Below are 17,044 nucleotides of genomic sequence, written 5' to 3' on the forward strand. Positions count from 1 at the left end.
TGACCGAATATCATCGGTTTATCCCCCATGTCATCCCCCACTTTTCAAACTTAATTTCAAAGGAGCCTTAATAAGCTTTTGCTCTCAAAATAAAGAAAATCCTAGAAAGTTTGGTTTATGTCATCGGTTTACCTGTCGAGATGAAACTATGTCTTTTCTGTTTTCATTAACTCGTGTTTCAACTGGACTTGCCTCTCAAGAATTTTAGTACTTAAGTCCTTAAACTGAGCTTCATCAATTAGAGATCTGTAGGCAAACAATAGATCCGTAGCCGCCTCAATGTGTCCATCATCTAACAAGATTTCGATAACATCAATAACAACCTTCCTCACGTTTTCATCTTTCGAAGATTTCCTTAGTATTTGTTCGCGATATTCCTCCACCAAAGAGTCCAAAATATTGACAGGCTCTCCTCGCTTTCTCTTGAGACGCAACATTTTAGCTGCATTGCCAATATTCCGCACAAGAATTGGATCTTGTTCTAAGAACACTTTTGTAAAGACCATCCCAACTGCTATTAGATCTGCATATGTTACTTTATCATTTCCGAATATTTTCTTCAAATTATCAAGATAATTGTATTCATCAATGTTAACTCTAATAATCTTGGACTTCTCTTCTCCCATAATAGTCACCAATTTCAGTTTACTCTATTACCTTAAAAGTTTACTCCTAATGACATACCCCGTTTAACTCAATATCCTTCGTCACTATGTTTTTAAATTGCGATTTACAATATTTTATTGGAGGGCATGAGCATGAAAATAATTGTTTGGTACGTTATGGAATCAAAAACCCTCCGGTACATAATTGCCGAGAACATTCAAATAACAAGAAGAAACAACATTGATTTGATTGAGCTTCCAAACGGGGCAAGCAGTGTGATAAGTTCTGGAAGAATACGCACAAATGCGAGAACAGAGGACGTTCTTATTGAGCTCTGCCTTGCTGGTGTTGGAGAGGTAGTACTTCTTCGTGAGGCAGGCATTGACAGAATAGCATTCATCTATGATGATTTCGAGCTAGATCGAGTGTTCACAGAGGTTCCAGAGCTGAGAACTATCGGTCTTGAAAATAAAGATATTGACCCAGTAGAACCAACGCCTCAAAAAAGTTCCTCGCCTATTGAACATTGAAACAAAGGGATTTTTGCCCGATAATCTTTTTGTTTGGGAAAATGAAAAAATAATGTAAGATTGGAGGATACATCAGGGAGAAAAAGAAATTTTGCAGAGGAATGGGCTTTAAAGCCTACTTTCCAAACTTTCCACTTCCTGCACTTGGGAAACACCGGCTACGTTTCTGATGAGATAAAGAGTGTCAGCTACTGTTTCAAGTTCTGGATGGTGAGTAACTATCACAACCTGTGGAATGGCTCCTTCCGACTTAAAGAACCTGTCCAGTATCTCCACAAGGTCTTTTCTACGCTCTTCGTCTAAGTGAGTTGTTGGTTCGTCCATTATGACTATCGATAGACTTTTCGAAAGGGCCCGAGCTATTGCTAGCCTTAACGCTAGTGCAACGGCGACTTTTTCACCACCACTTAAGGTAGATATTGGAACTTCCACAGAGTTCTTTACAACAGTTATGTCAAAATCTTCGCTTAAATAGATGTCTGTGATGTCCATATTAAAGTTCTCGATGTATCCCGTTGCTAACTCGGAGATAATTGGGGCTATTTTTTGCCGCAGGAGTCTTTGAACACCGTCACGATGATAGGCGCGCCTAATACGCTCTAAATCATTTAGGAGCTTTTTAATCTTATCTAGCTCTGCCTTGAGATTATTACGTTTTTCTTCGAGCTCTTTTATTTCCGCTTCCACTTCAGTTAGATCTTTTAAGTTCTTTTCTAATGATTTAGTCTTCTCTTCGAGTTCAGTTTTAGTACTCTCAAATTTTCTTAATAGTTCTTCGTGTTCTTTTCTAACTTTCTCATGGTGTTGCTTATCGTATCCAAGTTTTTTAATCTCTTCTTGGAGCTCATGTTTCTTATTTTCTAGTTTTCTTAGTTTTTCCTGTGCTTCTTTGATATCTTCGAGCAATTTTTCATATCTATCTGCGATTGGCTTTAGCCTATCATATTCTTCCTTTTTCTTTCTTAATTCCTTCAGTTCATTTTCCGGATCTTCGGGCTTCTCTCCGATCTCTTCAATAAGCTCATTGAGCCTCTCCTCAATCTCTTTTATCTCCGATTCGATCTCTGAAATTTTTGGTCTGATGTCATTTTCGAGATTATTAAGTTCCGTTATTATTCCTTCCAATTCTGTGTAATGCTTCGCAAGTTTTTCTTTCATCTCCTCTATCTCTTTTTGTAATTGCTCAATGCGCTCTACGTTTATTTTAGATACACGTTCAATTTCTTCTTTTATTGTCCTCTTTTGATTCTCCGCTTCCTCAATTTCTCTTCTAATTTGTTTCACTATTTCTTCTAAAGATTTTATTTCTTCCTCCATTTCATGCTTTACTCTATCTCTATGTTCCGGGGTTAGTTTTGTTTTACAAACGGGGCATGCCTCTGATTCACCGAGCATGTCCAATGCTTTTCTTAAGTCATTTATTCTTCCCGATACTTCACCGAGTTCTTTCCTTAGGCCAGATACAATATTTTCTAGCCTTTTCTCCTCCTCTTTAAGCTCCTTCAATTTCTTCTCTTTAGCTTCAATTGTTGGCTCGGGTAAAAACTTTAGAGCTTCAGAAATCAATTTTTCAAGCTCTTCTGTGTCCTTCTTTATTTGGGCTACAGTGCTTCTTACTAGTGTGGAAATTGTTGTAGTGGATTTTTCAATCTCTGATAAGTCTGTTGGTACCTCTATGAACTCCTCGCCAACTTCTATGTATTCAACATACACCTTACACGATTTCATTGCCTTATTAGCTTCCTCTCTTATGGCTGATATTTTGTTCAAATCCTTCTCTAACTGTTCTTTTTTTGTATTTAACTCCTTGAATTTGTTAAACTGTTTAATGTACTCCTCCAAAAGAGGTATTTTTCTTATTTCTCCCTCTAATTCCTTCAATTTCTCTTTGGCCTTTTTGGATTCATTTAGGTCTTCTTCGAGTTTCTTAATTTGTTCCTGTACTAATCTTATGCTTTCAATTATTTTGGTTAACTCTAGCATTAGCTCATTGTATCTCTTTTCTTTCGCATTTAATTCGTTCAACTCTCGTTCAATAGCACTAAGTTGTTGACTAAGGCTTTTTAATTTTTGTTTAAGCTCTTTTATTTGCCTGTTTAACTCTTGTATTTCTTGTTTGAGTTTGTCTCTCTGTTCATATTTACTCTTTAATTTTCCTTCAATTTCTGCGATCTCTTTTTCCAACTCATTTTTAACTTGTTCAAAGTAGTAAATTACTTCTCTCATAAACTGCCAGGCTTTCTCTAACTTTTCTAACCCTAGCAGTCTTCCGATGACCTCTTTTCTTTTTGCCGGTGCTTGGTCTAGTAAAGAAGTTATCTCTCCCTGCCTGATCAGAATGGAGTTAATTGCCGAATCTCTATCGAGGCCAGTTATTGCCTTGAGTTGTGTTTGGACTTCGTAGACCCCTTCGGCTATTAATATTCCCTCATCGGCTCTGTAAAGTTTGTAAACTGGAGCTCCATCTTTTTTTCTCTCCCAGAATATGCGGTAGGGGACTCCTCCCTCTTCGAACTCCAACTCAATTCTAGCGCGATCACGGCCTCTACGGATTACGTCATTCCAGTTTTCACCACGTGGCCTGTGATTGAACAGTGCCACAAAGATTCCATCAATTATTGAGGTTTTGCCAGCCCCATTCGGGCCCATAAAAACTGTAACTCCCAGTGGAAATTCAACTGTGGTGTTATTGTGTGAGAGGAAGTCGTTAAGAGAAATGCGTTTGAGTATCATTTGTCTTCCTCCTCCAAGTATTTTCTGCAAACCTCAATACTTCCCTCCAGATCATTTATCCAGAGATGAGAGTATAGTTCGAAAGCCAAATTACCAAGCTTCTCGTCTCCAAGATACTCAACGAAGAGCCTCCTAAGGTCTCCTATCTCCTTGATGTTATTTGGTGTTAAGTTTGTAGGAACATTAGTTCCAATAAAATGAATGTCGTATCGTAAGATCCTATAAGGAACAAGCTTTTCTAGTATCTCACGTATTTTCTCAATCAACTCGGCTTTCCTGATAATATCTCCTTGGACGTTTATTTTTAATATTGGCGCTTTTGTTACAGAGGTTCCTTCCCCAATAATGTCTTGGAGAAACGCTCCCAACTCATTGATAATATCTTTCTCTTGAGTGTAGGATACTTCAAATTGCGGTCGTATTGATTCTAGGTCTATTTTGTGAATTTCAGGCAGGTCCCCATCAAGGTCAACAATGTAAAACCCCTTACCTTTGTCTTTCCAAGAAGAAATTTCACTCTTTCTCATTATCTCTGTAGAACCAGAATACGCCAAGTAGCTTCTTCCAAATGATTCTACGGTTCTCGAATGTATGTGGCCGAATGCATAGTAGGAAATTTCCCGAGGTAGGTCAACCATTTCGAGCTCATAAGCTCCTTCAAAAGGCAAGAATTTCTTAATTGCTTGATGGGCAATTAGTACACTCTTGTTGTATTCCTTGGCGAGGTGATCAACTTTTGATAACTCTTCCTTCAGTAAATCAACTCTTCTTCCTTTGAGGTTAGATATTCCAAAGAACGCGACCCCGTTAAGAACCACTTTTTGAACTTTTCCAATCCCAAGGATGGGTAAATCCAAGAGCATTTGGGGAGGCATTGCTTTTCTCCGGGGTGTGTCGTGTTCTCCGAGCACTGTTAATATCTTTATGTTGTGTTCTCTCAATTTTCGGATCCCCTCTTTTGCCACATAGAGAGCCTTTATTGGAGGTCGGGGAGAATCAAAAAAATCGCCTGCATGGACAAAAACATCAACTCTTTCTTCAATCATTTTTTCAACGGCTTCATTGAATGCTTCGTAAATATCGTTTTCCCTCTCCTCGAGGTTGTATTGTCGGTAACCAAGATGAGTGTCGGCTATGTGTGCTATTCTCATCGGGTTCCCTCCACTGTAAATACAATTCGTGATGCAACTTCTTTAACATCAAATCTAACACCATTTCTATGCAAGAACTCTATGATGGATTCCTTGAGTCTTGGCTGTGCAACTATTACTCCTGAATAATATTCCTCTAAAAACTCTTTAATCGCATCAAGTGCATCTTCATATTCATCTCTTTGGAACTCCGGTACATCCAGAACTCCAAATTCTTTTTTTGGTAATTCATCCCCTGCTTTCCTTAGATCCTCTTTTATTCTTTCCTTCACGTACTCAATGGGAACTCCAACTCGTGGAAACTCATTGAATTCTCTTAGTTTTATTATCATCTTCTGAGTTTCTATTTCAAGTTTCTCGAGTAGTTCTCTAGCCTCAAAAACATACTTCTTTAAATCTTCTGCGATATCCTCTAACTCCTTCAATTGTTGTAGTGCTTCCTTTCTGGATATTAATCCTTTCTTGTAATCTATTATTATCTGATCTTTATCCTTTTTAAACATCCTAGCTATGCCCTCTTCTGTAAGGAGGGAAGGAACAATTTCCTCTAAGCCCCTTGACGTTCTTCTGATCTGGGCATTCATTTCTTCAAGCTCAATCAGATTTTTTACAAGAGTAGGCCTTCGCATTTGGTCTCACCTCCTACTCCTTCAGGCAAAAAGCTACATATCTAAAATATCTCTTATCTCTTTTATTTCTTCTCTTATTATTTCATCCTTACTTTCTTCATATTCTTTGGCTTCTTTCAAAGCTTCCGAAAGTCTTGTAACAATATCAATGTCTGCCCCACCTTCTTTGGTCTTTCTCTCTCTTATCTTGACCATGACGGGCATCTTGGTCATCTCCCCAACAATAACCGCCTCACCTACATTCAATCCAGGTAAGTCATTAAGTAAGTCCTCGCTTACTTGCTCTGCACTAGCTCTAACTGCCTTCTGGTCTTCTGGATTGGTCATTCTCATGATTATCTGGCTGTTACACTGGCTTAGAACGTCTTGGTCAATTTTCTGAGGTCTTTGGGTGAGTAGAATTAAGAATACTCCAAATTTTCTCCCTTCTGCAGCTATTCTCTTTGCTATGCGCTTTGATAGAGTGTTCTCCTTCTTGGGGATAAACCTATGAGCTTCCTCTACTAAAACAAATACGGGATACTTGTATTTTCCATGTTCTCTCTGATAATACACCTCAGACAAAATTTTGTATGCAATGTAATCCGCTACATGGTCACTTAACCCCGAGAGATCCATGACAGAGATGTGTTGTGGCTTAAGGAGGTTCTCTATTGGTGTGGTCACTTCTCCAAAGACTTTTAGCCCTTTGAGCTTTTCAATGTATTTTATGGCTCTTAATGAATCATTGCTATCCATAGACTCAAGTTTGTTTATTAAGTCTTCAACTGTGTATCTCCCGGGTTTTTCGTTCTTTAACTCCTTAACAGCATCTCTCACAGCTTTCTGAATATTTAACCACTCATCCCTAATGCCAGTAATTGTGAATATTTCGTCTGGAGAAAGATCTGAGAACTTAATCTCAAAAGTTTCCATGTGTCCAATATCTTCTTTCGTGTATCTTCCAGTACTCTCGCGAGTTCTGAAGACATCAACTCTTGGCAATATTCTTTTTCCGTCTTTACTCTGTGAGATGAAAACATAGTCTGCGTGGGGATCTAGAACTATTACGGTAGCACCTTTATCGTAAAGCTCCTCAAGCAACACTCCTGCAGTGTAACTCTTACCAGCTCCCGTTTGTGCGAGAATTGCGAGGTGTCTTCTGAATCCACGGATCGTCAACTGGACTTTAACTCTGGGTCTAGTTATTAGATGTCCTATGAAGAGTCCTTCTTCATCGGGATATGAGTAAACTTGGGAGAGAACGTCATCTGGGGCAAGGTAAACGTCTGTTCCGGGATAAATTGTGCGTCTTGGCATTAAGACTTTCCCACCCACTGTAAAACCAAGAACCTTAACTTGTGCGAAGTTTCGTGGTTCTATTATTTCAGCGTCTTTGAGCTTTTCTGCTACTGGATAGGGAGTGTACTCACTTAAACCTGGAGAGTATGAAGTTATTGCAACTATTTGGCCTAAGACTAGTACATCCTTCTCAGTTCCATCTACGACTTCTTTCGAGCGGACTACTACATAGTCCCATATTTGGGGTGTTTTTGTGTCCTCTATCGCAAAATAGAATTCCGAATGCGTTGTTTCGCCTACTACAACTCCAATTTTCTCAAACGAACCTAACTCTCCTGTAATCTCGGGCATTTAGGTTAACCCCCACAAGCTCTTTGAATTTAGAAAGGTACATTTCATCAAACTCCCTTCTGTGGAATTTTACCTCTCTGTCTACTTTCCATAGCCAGATATTATGGTAGTCCAGTCCTCCATATCCCGTGGCCACAATACTCAGCACTTCGGAAATGTCCTCGTCTATTGGTTCGGGCCATCCAACATCTTGGAACTTCGTTGACGATCCTATGCAAAACGCTGGCACGTCTATTCTGAGAGGGGAGTCTCTTTTATCTGGTAGGACGTGGAACGAGACTATTGCAGGGAGTTCTTTGAGGCGGTTTAGAACGACTTTTGCGTACTTCAAGAAGTCTTCATTATTTGAGAGGATAGGAAACTGAGTTTTCAGATAACCGATGGGGTCCATTTCTATCTGTTTTATTCTCCTAACCCACCTCGAAGATGGGCCGAGAAGTAGAGGGACTGTGTACCCCGGTTCAGTTATGGAGGCCTCGATTAGTTGATAATCCGGTCTAGGAGTCGTCAATTCCTTCAAAATTTCTTCTAATAAGCCAATATTAGAATACTTCAACTTTAATTGTTTCACATACTCAAAAGCTTCCCGTTTTCTATCCAGTGATGTTGAGATTAGTTTCTTCGCTTCTTCGTCAGAAACCTCACCCCGCACTTCTGGTAGGGTTATTATTTGTTTTATCAAAAAGTCGCGGAAGAACTTACTTCCACTTTCCTTACTGATTCCAATTACTAGAACATTGTTTTCTTTAGCCAGCTTGAAAAGCTTCATAACTTCTTGGTAATACTTAATGAAAAATTCTCTGTCATTACTTAGAGGACTTTCTATTATTAGGTGGGAGATTCTCCCGTACAGAGACCCATCGATAAGGACGACTCCATTAAATCCATCGGATATTGCTTTTCTTGCAAGTTTAATTTCAAGGTATTCCATCTTTCTCTGTATGATACTTGTTACTTCATGAGCAGAACCTTCAGTGTAATCAAAATCTGCTTCCAGTTCCCGATGTTCGTTTTTCCCATTTAGTCCCAATGCTCTGACCACATAAAAGAGTCCGCCGTTTTTTAGACGCTCCATTTGGTAACTGCTGTCTATTGCCAGAACATTGAAGTCATTAGGCTTTCTTTCATAAGTTTTAATAGAAACGGGGATCCACCACTTTTTATTTTTAATTTCTTGTTTAATCAATGATCCAATGCCGGCGGGTGGTTTGTGATATCGATTTATCCAAATATCTCGTTTCTCACTGATTTTCTTAGAGAACATATCATAAAATCGTGGCATAAGACATCAGAAGTTTTATCGCGGAAGTCATTAATAAATATTTCTTTTGACAAAGGATAAAAGTATGGATTCCCCCAACTAATTTAGCAAGCCCTCAATCAGATTGTAGTCCTCTTCTGGGATTTCTCTCATTGCTTTGCCCATCAAGTGGCCGCTCCACTTCTTCTTGTTCGTTATGAATTTTAATTTTGGAATTAATGGTTTGAAGTCAACTTCTCCAAGCTCGATAGCGAGTTTTGCATGCTTTAATCCGAGTTTTAGATCTCCTCCACCTCCACCACCAAAGAAAGCCCCACCAAGAACAGCAACTTCAGCAAGTTTTTCATCAACCTTTATTTTCATCTGACGTCACCCCATACGTCTAATCTTCTGAGAGCATGAAGAGTCACAGCCCCCGCCGCAATTACCGGGTCAATAACTGGGATGCCAACTTCTTTTTCGAGAATAGGAGCAATCATGATTGTGGACATCCCAGTACAGCCCAAAACTATTGCCTCGACTCCTTTTTCTTTTAATCTCCTTGCAGCGTTTATTGCTTCTTTTCGTCCCCAATCTGTCATCAAATCAAGAGTATTTGAGACTCCCTCCGGATGATCCTCGGCAATCAACTTGTCGCCAAGAACTTCTTTTATTACCCTTGGAGTTTCCTCAGTTAAATTAAGAACACCAATTTTCCTAGCATATGCTAAGGCCAGTGCAGAAGCAGAGGATCCAGCTCCAATCACTGGAACCGAAACTAATTTCCTAGCTTCTTCAACAGCAGGGTCTGCCGCACAGCTTATGATTATAGCATCAACCCCTTCGTTTTCAAATTCTTTTGCCAAGCGCAAAATTTTTGGTTTTGCTTCTTCCTCGGTTTTTTCATCATATATGCCCTTTGGCTGGTCTTCGATGCATCTGCTAATTACTTTCAGTTCTGGAAATGCCTTCTCGATTAATTTTCCATGGAGATTTAGGAGTTCTTCATCCTGGATTGTCAATACTCTTATTAGTCCAACTGTGTATTTCTTCATTCATGACACCCAAAAAGTTGAGATAAGTAGCAGTATATATCCATTGTTAAACCAAAATTGTAGTGATACACTGGTTACTTTGGATTGTGCTTAGGAAATATTTATGGTCTAATGAACTAAAAATTTATTAAGCTGTTTTCATGATAAACAAAAATTGAGGGGACAAAATGAAGAGAAGATTATCAAAAAAAAGATTGGCAAATTATAAGGCTTTTGAAAGAGAATGCTCGAATGAGTGACGCAGAGATTGGGAGAAGAATCGGGCTTTCAAAATCAGCCGTTAGATGGAGAAGAATAAACTTGCAAAAAAGAGGATGTCTCTTTATATCTGCCTATTTAAGGTTTGATAAACTTGGCTACAATTATGCGTTCGTACTTATTAAGCTAAAACCTGAAATTCCAAAGGAACAGATCATTCAATTTAAGAAGAAGCTCATGGAACATGAGCATACATTTGAAGTATACGAAATATGGGGAGATTACGACATCCTAGTAGGAACGTTTGGGGAAGATATCTCAGATCTTAGAAAAAGCGTTGTAGAGATAATACAAGGGGAAAATTGCATAATTATAAAGTACTATTTGATGTGAAAACCTTGAAAGGTCTCGAGGTATCTTTCAAGGACGCACTAACTGATTTTTGAAATGAAAACGAAAAATTGGTTTCGAATGCCCCTTTATCTGGAATTTTTGACACTTCTTTTTCGAAGAATCTACAGAATAGAACCCAAAGGGTTGAGGAGAGGCATCTTTTCGGTAACATACAGCCGATCACATGAACGAAGATAATGGCAAAGCTTTTTATTTTAATACCATCAACTCTGCCCTAGGCTGGAGGTGAGAGAAAAATGAAATTCTGTCCAAAATGCGGGAATATAATGCTTCCAGATAAGAAAAGGGGAGTTTTTGTATGCAGAAAATGTGGCTACGAGGAGCCTCTTGACCTAGAAACCGCAAGCAAGTATAAAATAACTCAAAAAATTAAACACGATAGAGAAGATATCCCGGTTATTGAACAGGATGTAGCTACACTTCCAAAAGTAAAAATAACCTGTCCAAAGTGCGGTAACGATGAGGCATACTGGTGGGAATTGCAAACAAGGGCTGGAGATGAACCATCAACCATCTTTTACAGATGCACAAAGTGCGGGTACACATGGAGAGGTTATGAATAATGGTGGAATTTATGAGTGAATTTGAGCTAGAAGTGCTTAAACGCCTTGCAGAAAAAGCTTTAAAGGAATTAGACGAAGCTTATAAGAGGGCACCTGATGTGGATAATGGAAAAACTTATTTATTGAGAGGTAAAGAAAGAGTTAGATTAATAGCTAAAATTCTCAATAATATGGAGGGGTGAAGATGCCATTTGAGATAGTTTTTGATGGGGCAAAAGAATTTGCGGACTTGATAGACACAGCAAGCAATTTAATTGATGAAGCTGCGTTCAAAATCGCTGAAGAAGGTATGTCAATGAGGGCAATGGACCCTAGTAGGGTGGTTTTACTTGACCTCAATCTTCCCGCTAGCATTTTTAGTAAATATGATATTGATGGGGAGGAAACGGTAGGAGTTAACATGGATCACTTCAAAAAGGTTCTTAAAAGAGGAAAGGGTAAGGATATCCTTGTTTTGAGGAAAGGTGAGGAGAACTTTCTTGAGATCACTCTAGAAGGCACTGCAAAAAGAACTTTCAGACTCCCATTGATTGAAGTCGAAGAGCTTGAACTCGATCTTCCAGAGCTTCCATTCACAGTGAGAGCAGTTATACTTGGAGAAGTTCTGAAAGAAGCTGTAAAAGATGCTTCTCTTGTTAGTGACAGCATAAAGTTCATTGCGAAGGAAAATGAGTTCATTATGAAAGCTGAAGGGGAAACCCAAGAAGTTGAGATTAAACTCACTCTTGAAGATGAGGGGTTACTTGATTTGAATGTTGAAGAAGAAACCAAGAGTGCATATGGTGTCAGTTACCTGGCTGATATGGCCAAGGGAATTGGAAAAGCGGATGAGGTTGTACTCAGGTTTGGAAATGAAATGCCCCTTCAAATGGATTATCCAATAAGGGATGAAGGAAGACTCACATTCTTGTTGGCTCCTCGTGTTGAGGAGTGATTTTTTAACATCTTTTTAGGTGGTCAGCTTGGATCTAGCGAAACTTAGAGAACTTCTAGAAATGGAACTATCTTCAAATGAATTAACGGACTTAGATGAGGAATTCTACGAGGAATTTGATAGCCTAATGAAAGCTTTAAAGATTAAGGCAGAGTCCTCTAAAGAAAGAGGGGAGGAGATTGAGCAGCAGTTGTACCTTTCAGAATTAGGCATTGCAGAAAAATTGGCTAGGGAAATCATTAGGGCCAGACTTCATAAAATAGTTGACATGGCCGTAGAAGGTCGTCCATTCAATCTTGTTGGGGATGAAAAGAAAATCTTTTCCATCATAGCAACGTTTATTCACAGAGAGGAAATACCTGTACTTGAGGAAGAGATTCAAGTGAAAGAAACGGAGGAAGTCGTTTTTAAGACCGATAAAAGAATCTTTACCGCTTATCTAATGCTTCAAGATATTCCAAAAATTTTGGATGAGCACCTGAGAGAATACGGTCCATTTAAGGCCGGTGACCTTGCAACCCTTCCCAGGACATTAGGGCATATCCTGACTCAGAGAGAAGCAGCTAGGCGAGTATCAATATCTTATTAGGTGGTTAGTATGTTTAACGTTTGTATGAGGGACTGTTATGATACCTGCTCGATAATAAGTGAACTTAAAGAGGGAGTGTTGAGGGTTAAAGGTAATCCTTCACACCCGATAACTCGGGGCTTTTTATGTCCCAAAGGGGCCCTGCTCTCTAAATGGTTCCACAGCGAGGAAAGATTGAAAACTCCCCTTGTTAGGGAGGATTTAAGGGAGGACTTTAAAGAAACCGGATGGAAGGAAGCAATAAATTTTGTTGCAGCTCGTCTAAGTGAAACCATCCAAAAACACGGGAGTGAAAGTGTTCTTGTGTATAACTATGCAGGTGATAGAGGTGTCGTTAATTACGCTTTTCCACTTCGGCTGTTTCATTATCTCAACGCTTCAATGCTCGATTATGGAATATGTGACAGGGCAGGCCAGGAGGCCCTGAGGGACGTTTATGGAACTGCTGTGGGCATGGATCCGGAAGATCTAAAGAATCAAAAGCTCATAGTTTACTGGGGTGTAAATCCTTTCTGGACGAATCTACATGGTTTCATGCTTGCCAAGAGGTATGGGCTTGAAAAATGGGTTGTTGACGTGGTGAAAACTGAAACCGCAAAGAAGAGTGAAAAATTCTTCCAAATAAGGCCCAACACAGATGTGCTCTTTGCTTTGGGAGTTGCAAGGGTCATTGTGGAAAGCAACATTTATGATAGGGAATTTGTTGAGAAAAATGTTTACGGGTTTGAGAAGTTTGTTGAATACCTTTCAACCATTGATCTGGATTTTGTGGCTAAAGAGACCGGAATCCAAGGAGAGAAGATTGAAGAATTTGCTTTTGAATACGCTGAGAAAAAAGGGGTTATACACATAGGATACGGCCTTCAGCGATCTTTTATGGGTGGGGAGGCAGTAAGAGCAATTGCAATACTTCCCACCCTTGTTGGTCATAAATTTGGCTTTATCTACGATATGAAAACCATAGATAAGAGTTATGCCGAGGGGGAGTTCCTCCGGACAAGGCCTGTTAAAAGAATACCCCAAATGAAGCTTGCAGAGTTCATTGAAAATGGAGATATTAAGTTCCTCTATATCTATAATGCAAACCCATTGGCGTCTCTCCCAAATCAAAACCGTTTGAGAAAGGCAATAATGAAAAATGATGTCTTTGTAGTGGTTCATGATATATTCCTTACTGACACGGCCCTTTATGCACATGTGGTTTTGCCTGCCAGCACATTCTTTGAACGCCTGGATATTGCGGATTCTTATTATCACCGCTACGTAGCTCTGAATGAGCCGGTAACACAGCTTTGTGGAAAAAGCAACAGTGAAGTAACAAGGTTGCTTGCCAAGGCTTTGGATATAAAAAACCCCTGTCTATACGAAAGCGATGAGGATGTCATTAGAAAAATCTTGGAGAAAAATGGGTTAAGTTTTGAAGAGCTTAAGGAGAGGGGATTTGTAAAAGTTGAGGAAAAGGAGAGGTTTTATAATACTCCAAGTGGAAAGGTGGAATTTTATTCGCAAAGGGCCGTTGGCAGAGGCCTGCCGCCCTTCCCGCAATATAATCCATTGAAGAGAAAAGGTCTTCAGCTCTTAAGCCCCACTTGGAAGTTAACCATAACCAGCCAGTATCACAACACATACAATATAATTGATCCTTATCTTCACATTAGCCCTCAAGATGCTGATGAAAGGGGAATAAAGGATAATGATGAAGTGGAAGTTTTCAATGAATATGGAAACATAAAAACAAGAGCAAAGGTGTCAGAAGATGTTCCAAGTGGAATTGTGGTCCTCTACAAAGCTTTCTGGCCAAAGCTCCTTGGGTGGAATGTAAACTTCCTCACAACGGATGAAACTGTAGAAAAGTACGGTAATGGATCGGCCTATCATTCAACTTGGGTAGAGGTTAGAAAGATTTAGTAGTCATATTTGTCCAAAAACGTTTTTATATGCTCCTTCCAACTTTAAAATGGTGAGTAAAATGAGAATTTACAGAAAGGATAGGGAATATCCGGAAGAATATAAAGATGTTCTTGAAGAGCTTAGCACTGTTATCGATCCAATAAGTACAATGAACATTTTAGATGCTGGCCTTTTAGCGGGATTTAACGTTGAGGAGGATAAGCTTGAGCTGTGGCTAGCCGTTGAGAGCAACGCTTACTACAACATGATTGGAGGGGCCGCAATAGCACATTCCAAAATAATAGGTGATATAATGGAGAAATTTGCATTGGTAAAGTTTTCAAAGGTTTATATATATGATATGAGGAATAACATACTTGCAAAATTTGAGAAGAAGTGAATAAGATGAAATTTTTAAACTTTCTTAAGGAAAAGGCCCCCGTAGGCACCAAAGAATTTCCACCTGAGGTTAGGAGAGTAGTGGAAGAGCTCAAAAAAGTTAAGGATCCTGAAACGGAACTCAACATTGTTGAAGAGGGCCTTGTTTATGGGGTAACGGTTGAAGGCAAAAAAGCTATGGTGTGGTTGCTTTTAGTTAAATCCACACCAAGCTGTCATTTTTGTCAGGCCTTAGCAATGAACGTTCAGAAAAGGATTGTTAGGGACATTATCAATGTTTTGAAGGAAAGTGGATTTGGCATTGTTCAGGTGTATAACGAAATGGGTCTTTTACTTGAAGAGTGGAGGGAGAAAAATGAAGAAAGTGCAACCTTTTAATGATTTTAAAAAAATTGGAGACGATAAAGTTACGGCAATAGGAATGGGAACCTGGGGAGTCGGAGGGCGGGAAACGCCGGACTACTCAAGAGACGAGGAAAGTATAGATGCCCTAAGATACGGACTTGAGCTTGGAATGAACCTTATAGACACAGCAGAATTCTATGCCTCTGGTCACAGTGAAGAACTTGTTGGTGAGGCGATTAAAGAGTTTGAGCGAGAAGATATTTTCATAGTAAGTAAAATCTGGCCCGTACACTTTGGATATGAAAGTGCCAAAAGGGCAGCAAGGGCAAGTGCGAAGAGACTTGGTACGTACATAGACCTTTATTTGCTCCACTGGCCTACTGACAATTTCGGAAGGATTAAGGATACACTTCACGCATTGGAGGATCTTGTGGATGAGGGCTTGATAAGATATATAGGCGTGAGTAACTTTGACTTGGAACTTCTAAAAAAGAGTCAGGAAGTTATGAGAAAATACGAAATTATGGTTAACCAGGTTAAATACTCTCTTAAAGACCGTAGGCCCGAACATAGTGGCCTCTTGGAGTACATGAGAAGAGAGAATGTAACCCTTATGGCATATACTCCGCTTGAAAAAGGAAGTCTCGCAAAGAATAGGTGTTTAAGCGAGATAGGGATTAAATATGGGAAAACTGCTGCACAAATTGCGTTGAACTGGCTAATATGGAAAGAAAATGTTGTTGCCATCCCTAAGGCCACCAATAAATATCACATAAAAGAAAACTTTGGTGCAATGGGATGGAGGTTAAGTGAAGAAGACTATGAAGCTGCTTTGAGGTGCATCTAGCGTTAACTTTATTACTATTATGTACTTTAGGTTAACTCATGAACATCTTCATACCACTCTTAGCAGGGGTTTTAACAGGTTATTTGCTTAAGAATAAGGCTAAAATTAGCATGGACAAACCTATGACTGTGGCCCTATTACTATTGATCTTTTTTATGGGAATAGAAGCAGGCAGGGTTGAAATAAATGCTTTTAAGCTTCTTTTATATTCCATAGTGTTCGCTTCTTTTACGATACTAGGGAGCTTGTTTGTGGCTCTGCTGGGGGTGAGGAGATGAGTCTTCTTTATCTTGTCCTGGTTACCTTGGTCTTGGGAATGCTGGTTGGAAAGACTACAACCTTTGACTTTGGGAACTTCTATGAGTTTATGCTTTACCTGTTGATATTTATAATTGGTGTTGATATAGGAAAGAGTAAAGGGCTTGGGGAGGAGCTTAGAAAGCTTGGTAAAATGGCCCTTTTGCTACCAGTAGCAACTATAATAGGTTCACTTATTGGGGGGTTTTTTGCCTCAATGCTTTTAGATGTGTCCTTAAAATGGGGATTGGGGATTGCGGCTGGTTTTGGATGGTATTCTCTTACAGGTCCACTTTTGGCAGCTTATTCACCTATTTATGGTGTTATTGGATTTCTTGCAAACTTAACCAGAGAAATTCTTACCATAATCTTTTATCCTATTGCCATAAAGAGAATTCCAAAGGAAGTCGGGATTGTAATGGGAGGGGCCACAACGATGGATACCACCCTCCCGATAATTGCAAAGTTTGGGGGAACTGAGATAACACTTTTGGCTTTTGTACACGGGTTTATTCTGACCGCTATAGCACCATTTTTGATTCCGTTGATCCTTCAATTCTTTTGAAATACTTTGGATGTTTGGGCCTTTAAGACCCTTCCAAAAACGTTTTAAAGGGTTCAACATAAGGGTTCTCGAACTGTCATGAGTTCATGCTCGGGGGTCTCCGTGAAGGAACCTACCGGGCGTACGAGGGAGGTGGAAAAATGAAATATCCAAAGCAGATAAGAACATACTGTCCATTTTGTAAGAAGCACACAGTTCACAAGGTCGAAAGGGTAAAGAAGAGGCCAAGAAGTGAGCTTAGCGCTGGTCAAAGAAGATTCAGGAGAATTCTTAAGGGTTACAAGGGTTTCCCAAGACCAAACCCAGCTGGAAGAGAGAAGCCAGTAAAGAAGCTTGATTTAAGATACAGATGTACAGAATGTGGAAAGGCCCACACAAGAGGCCAAGGATTCAGAGTAAAGAAATTTGAGCTTGTGTGAGGTGGGTT

20 protein-coding genes and 1 pseudogene are annotated in these 17,044 nt (G+C 39.5%); 13 read left to right on the plus strand and 8 right to left on the minus strand.

The annotated features are described in order from the left end of the window. Positions 1-146 precede the first annotated feature (146 nt). On the minus strand, positions 147-635 hold the full coding sequence (locus tag TSIB_RS02750) for a hypothetical protein (protein WP_148206150.1): 489 nt from the start codon (positions 633-635) through the stop codon (positions 147-149). 123 nt (positions 636-758) lie between these two features. Here TSIB_RS02750 and TSIB_RS02755 point away from each other — a divergent pair, with 123 nt between their 5' ends. Then, complete coding sequence (locus tag TSIB_RS02755) at positions 759-1,136, plus strand: hypothetical protein (RefSeq protein WP_048160221.1); 378 nt, start codon at positions 759-761, stop codon at positions 1,134-1,136. 108 nt (positions 1,137-1,244) lie between these two features. Here TSIB_RS02755 and TSIB_RS02760 read toward each other — a convergent pair whose 3' ends face one another. The 7 genes and pseudogenes from TSIB_RS02760 to TSIB_RS02790 all read right to left on the minus strand — a co-directional run bounded on the left by TSIB_RS02760 (position 1,245) and on the right by TSIB_RS02790 (position 9,576). Next, positions 1,245-3,869, minus strand: a complete 2,625-nt coding sequence (locus tag TSIB_RS02760) for an AAA family ATPase (RefSeq protein WP_081432774.1) — start codon at positions 3,867-3,869, stop codon at positions 1,245-1,247. Further along, complete coding sequence (locus TSIB_RS02765; RefSeq protein WP_015848841.1) at positions 3,866-5,020, minus strand: metallophosphoesterase family protein; 1,155 nt, start codon at positions 5,018-5,020, stop codon at positions 3,866-3,868. Before TSIB_RS02765 ends, TSIB_RS02760 begins: the two co-directional genes overlap by 4 nt. Beyond that, positions 5,017-5,649, minus strand: coding sequence for a hypothetical protein (locus TSIB_RS02770; RefSeq protein WP_015848842.1), 633 nt, complete (start codon positions 5,647-5,649; stop codon positions 5,017-5,019). Before TSIB_RS02770 ends, TSIB_RS02765 begins: the two co-directional genes overlap by 4 nt. A 33-nt stretch (positions 5,650-5,682) precedes the next feature. Next, positions 5,683-7,281: a helicase HerA-like domain-containing protein gene (locus TSIB_RS02775; RefSeq protein ID WP_015848843.1), complete on the minus strand. Its 1,599-nt coding sequence runs from the start codon at positions 7,279-7,281 to the stop codon at positions 5,683-5,685. Further along, a complete protein-coding gene (locus TSIB_RS02780; RefSeq protein WP_228359822.1) occupies positions 7,247-8,545 on the minus strand; it encodes a DNA double-strand break repair nuclease NurA in 1,299 nt (432 codons plus the stop codon). Before TSIB_RS02780 ends, TSIB_RS02775 begins: the two co-directional genes overlap by 35 nt. Positions 8,546-8,641: 96 nt before the next feature. Next, positions 8,642-8,791 (minus strand): annotated as a pseudogene (locus TSIB_RS10390) (EVE domain-containing protein); the annotation flags it as partial. Between the two features lie 110 nt (positions 8,792-8,901). Next, entirely contained in the window at positions 8,902-9,576 is a 675-nt protein-coding gene (locus tag TSIB_RS02790; RefSeq protein ID WP_015848846.1) for an aspartate/glutamate racemase family protein, read from the minus strand. A gap of 231 nt (positions 9,577-9,807) precedes the next feature. Between TSIB_RS02790 and TSIB_RS02795 the strand changes: the two genes are divergently transcribed. The 12 genes from TSIB_RS02795 to TSIB_RS02845 all read left to right on the plus strand — a co-directional run bounded on the left by TSIB_RS02795 (position 9,808) and on the right by TSIB_RS02845 (position 17,036). Further along, positions 9,808-10,167 carry an Lrp/AsnC family transcriptional regulator gene (locus tag TSIB_RS02795; RefSeq protein WP_015848847.1) on the plus strand — a complete coding sequence of 120 codons (360 nt, stop codon included), beginning with the start codon at positions 9,808-9,810 and terminating at the stop codon, positions 10,165-10,167. Positions 10,168-10,424: 257 nt separating this feature from the next. Next, entirely contained in the window at positions 10,425-10,751 is a 327-nt protein-coding gene (locus TSIB_RS02800) for a transcription factor S (RefSeq protein ID WP_015848848.1), read from the plus strand. An 11-nt stretch (positions 10,752-10,762) separates the two neighbouring features. Continuing rightward, positions 10,763-10,933: a hypothetical protein gene (locus tag TSIB_RS10395; RefSeq protein ID WP_187146415.1), complete on the plus strand. Its 171-nt coding sequence runs from the start codon at positions 10,763-10,765 to the stop codon at positions 10,931-10,933. 2 nt (positions 10,934-10,935) lie between these two features. Further along, entirely contained in the window at positions 10,936-11,685 is a 750-nt protein-coding gene (locus TSIB_RS02805; RefSeq protein ID WP_015848850.1) for a DNA polymerase sliding clamp, read from the plus strand. A 28-nt stretch (positions 11,686-11,713) separates the two neighbouring features. Continuing rightward, entirely contained in the window at positions 11,714-12,274 is a 561-nt protein-coding gene (locus TSIB_RS02810; protein WP_048160222.1) for a DNA replication complex subunit Gins51, read from the plus strand. Between the two features lie 24 nt (positions 12,275-12,298). Further along, positions 12,299-14,182 carry a molybdopterin-dependent oxidoreductase gene (locus tag TSIB_RS02815; RefSeq protein ID WP_015848852.1) on the plus strand — a complete coding sequence of 628 codons (1,884 nt, stop codon included), beginning with the start codon at positions 12,299-12,301 and terminating at the stop codon, positions 14,180-14,182. A 49-nt stretch (positions 14,183-14,231) separates the two neighbouring features. Then, positions 14,232-14,564, plus strand: coding sequence for a hypothetical protein (locus TSIB_RS02820; RefSeq protein ID WP_015848853.1), 333 nt, complete (start codon positions 14,232-14,234; stop codon positions 14,562-14,564). 5 nt (positions 14,565-14,569) lie between these two features. After that, positions 14,570-14,941 (plus strand): iron-sulfur cluster assembly protein, encoded by a 372-nt coding sequence (locus TSIB_RS02825; protein ID WP_015848854.1) that lies wholly within the window; start codon positions 14,570-14,572, stop codon positions 14,939-14,941. Continuing rightward, positions 14,919-15,755 (plus strand): aldo/keto reductase, encoded by an 837-nt coding sequence (locus TSIB_RS02830; protein WP_015848855.1) that lies wholly within the window; start codon positions 14,919-14,921, stop codon positions 15,753-15,755. The genes TSIB_RS02825 and TSIB_RS02830 overlap by 23 nt, the downstream gene beginning before the upstream one ends. A gap of 38 nt (positions 15,756-15,793) precedes the next feature. Then, positions 15,794-16,033, plus strand: coding sequence for a LysO family transporter (locus TSIB_RS02835; protein WP_015848856.1), 240 nt, complete (start codon positions 15,794-15,796; stop codon positions 16,031-16,033). Beyond that, a complete protein-coding gene (locus TSIB_RS02840; RefSeq protein WP_015848857.1) occupies positions 16,030-16,617 on the plus strand; it encodes a lysine exporter LysO family protein in 588 nt (195 codons plus the stop codon). The genes TSIB_RS02835 and TSIB_RS02840 overlap by 4 nt, the downstream gene beginning before the upstream one ends. 140 nt (positions 16,618-16,757) lie before the next feature. Next, complete coding sequence (locus TSIB_RS02845) at positions 16,758-17,036, plus strand: 50S ribosomal protein L44e (RefSeq protein ID WP_048160224.1); 279 nt, start codon at positions 16,758-16,760, stop codon at positions 17,034-17,036. Positions 17,037-17,044: the final 8 nt, after the last annotated feature.

Source organism: Thermococcus sibiricus MM 739 (assembly GCF_000022545.1).
In the GTDB taxonomy this organism is placed as follows: Archaea; Methanobacteriota_B; Thermococci; order Thermococcales; family Thermococcaceae; genus Thermococcus_A; species Thermococcus_A sibiricus.